Genomic DNA, 2,711 nt, shown 5'->3' with positions numbered 1-2,711 from the left:
CTCGACGGCAGAGGGGCGACCATTCGTGGCCTCTCGACGGTGGGGGGGAACAGGTGAGCTCGGCCGGGGCCGGGGCAGGGGCCGCGCGGCCGTCTCGCGCCGGCTCAGGCGACCGGTCGAGCCAAACCGCGTCGCCCGGTCCGTCGGTGTCTCGATACCCTTGCCGAGCCGCACCGTGCGGCGCCACCCGACCTGTCGTCTGTCGACAGGTCCTGTCGAACGAGGAGCACCAACCGTGTCTGCACAGATCACCGTCACCGTCGCCGGAAGCGAGCGATCGGTCGCGGAGCAGACGACGGCGGGTGAGCTCCTCGAGGGTGACCGCTCCGTCGTCGTCGCGCGCGTCAACGGTCAGCTCCGCGACCTCTTCCACGTCGTCGCCGATGGCGACGTCGTCGAGCCGGTGACCGTCGACAGCGAGGACGRCCTCGCCGTGCTGCGGCACTCGACCGCCCACGTGCTCGCGCAGGCCGTCCAGCAGCTCCACGTCGACGCCAAGCTCGGCATCGGCCCGCCCGTCCGGGACGGCTTCTACTACGACTTCGACGTCGAGAACCCCTTCCACCCCGATGACCTCAAGGCCCTCGAGAAGGCCATGCAGAAGATCATCAACGAGGGCCAGACCTTCGTGCGTCGCGTCGTGACCGACGCCGATGCCCTCGAGGAGCTCAAGGACGAGCCGTACAAGTGCGAGCTCGTCGGCCTCAAGGGCGGCAACGCCGAGGAGGCAGCCGAGGGCGCGGCCGTCGAGGTCGGCGCCGGCGAGCTGACGATCTACGACAACGTCCGCCGTGACGGCACCCGCGCCTGGGGCGACCTCTGCCGGGGCCCGCACATCCCGAGCACCAAGCTCATCGGCAACGCCTTCAAGCTGATGCGGGTGGCCGCCGCCTACTGGCGCGGCTCGGAGAAGAACCCGCAGCTCCAGCGCATCTACGGCACCGCGTGGCCCACCAAGGACGACCTCAAGGCCTACCTCGAGCGGCTCGCCGAGGCCGAGCGACGCGACCACCGTCGCCTCGGAGCCGAGCTCGACCTCTTCTCGTTCCCGACCGAGCTGGGCCCGGGCCTGCCCGTCTTCCACCCGAAGGGCGGCGTGATCAAGCGCGAGATGGAGGACTACGTCCGCGCCCGGCACATCGAGGAGGGCTTCCAGTACGTCGGCACGCCGCACATCTCCAAGGAGGAGCTCTTCTACACCTCGGGGCACCTGCCGTACTACTCGCAGGGCATGTTCCCGCCCATGGACGTCGACGGCCAGCACTACCGCCTCAAGGCGATGAGCTGCCCGATGCACAACCTCATCTACAAGTCCCGGCAGCGCTCCTACCGCGAGCTGCCCCTGCGCCTGTTCGAGTTCGGCACCGTCTACCGCGACGAGAAGTCGGGCGTGCTCCAGGGCCTGACCCGGGTGCGGATGATCACCCAGGACGACTCCCACTCCTACGTCACCAAGGAGGAGGCCGCCGGCGAGGTCAAGCACCTGCTCGACTTCGTCCTGGGCCTGCTCAAGGACTTCGGGCTCGACGACTACTACCTCGAGCTCTCGACGCGCGACGACGCCAAGGACAAGTTCATCGGCAGCGACGAGCAGTGGGCGGCCGCGACGAAGGTCCTCGAGGAGGTCGCGACGGCCTCCGGCCTCGAGCTCGTGCCCGACCCGGGCGGCGCCGCGTACTACGGCCCGAAGATCTCGGTCCAGGCCCGCGACGCCATCGGGCGCACCTGGCAGATGTCGACGATCCAGTACGACTTCAACCAGCCCGAGCGCTTCGGCCTCGAGTACCAGGCCGCCGACGGCAGCCGTGAGCAGCCGGTCATGATCCACTCGGCGAAGTTCGGCTCCATCGAGCGCTTCATCGGCGTGCTCACCGAGCACTACGCGGGTGCGTTCCCGGTGTGGCTCAGCCCGGTGCAGGTCCTCGGTGTCCCTGTCGCCGAGGACTACGCCGACTACCTCAGCGACGTCCTGAACCGCTTGCGCGGCAAGGGAGTTCGCGTCGAGCTCGACGACAGCGACGACCGCTTCCCCAAGAAGATCCGCAACGCGAGCAAGTCGAAGGTGCCGTTCACGCTCATCGCCGGCGAGGAGGACCGCGCCGCCGGCGCGGTGTCCTTCCGCTACCGCGACGGTTCCCAGAAGAACGGCGTCCCGGTCGACGACGCGATCGCCGAGATCCGGGCCGCCATCGAGACCCGCGCCCAGGTCTGAGACCGCAGGACCACCGACGGCGTATGCCGTGTGGTGACGAGGCTGTTCGGCGTGGCCCGCCCACGGGGGGTGGGCGGGCCACGCCAAGAGCTCCAGTGGCCGGGGGGTGTCACTGGGTCACGGGCGCCTGCCCCAACAGCGGAGCACGGGCTGGCGCCGACGTCCACGGTGCCACCGGCGACTGGACGTACCCTGCACCCCAGCCCCCAAGAGCGTCAGACTCCACCTGACCGCGGGGGTGGGTTGACGGCATACGTCCTTGTCGTCCGATGTCGCGCGGCCATCGGACCGTTTCGAGGTGTATGCCGTGTCGCTCCGCTGAGCTGCCGGGCCGAGCACGTGTGCCGTTTCGAGCGGCCCGGTCGCCGGCCCACCAATTTGCCGAAAGTGCTTGCGCGAGGGAGCAGTCGGGGATACAAATGAAGAGCCGAACCGCTCCGGCGGATCGGATTCCGAATCGCCTCGGCGATGAAGAAGAGGAAGGCCCGGGAACTCATAC

1 protein-coding gene is annotated in these 2,711 nt (G+C 69.1%); it reads left to right on the top strand.

From position 1 onward, the window contains the following. The first annotated feature begins 235 nt into the window (after positions 1–235). Complete coding sequence (gene thrS / locus AC1DP0_RS20605) at positions 236–2,212, top strand: threonine--tRNA ligase (RefSeq protein ID WP_478088198.1); 1,977 nt, start codon at positions 236–238, stop codon at positions 2,210–2,212. The last annotated feature ends 499 nt before the right edge of the window (positions 2,213–2,711 follow it).

The organism is Terrabacter sp. P5_B1 (assembly GCF_056400505.1).
The sequence above is the reverse complement of the archived record's forward strand: the minus strand, read 5'-3'. Positions and strand labels throughout refer to the sequence as shown.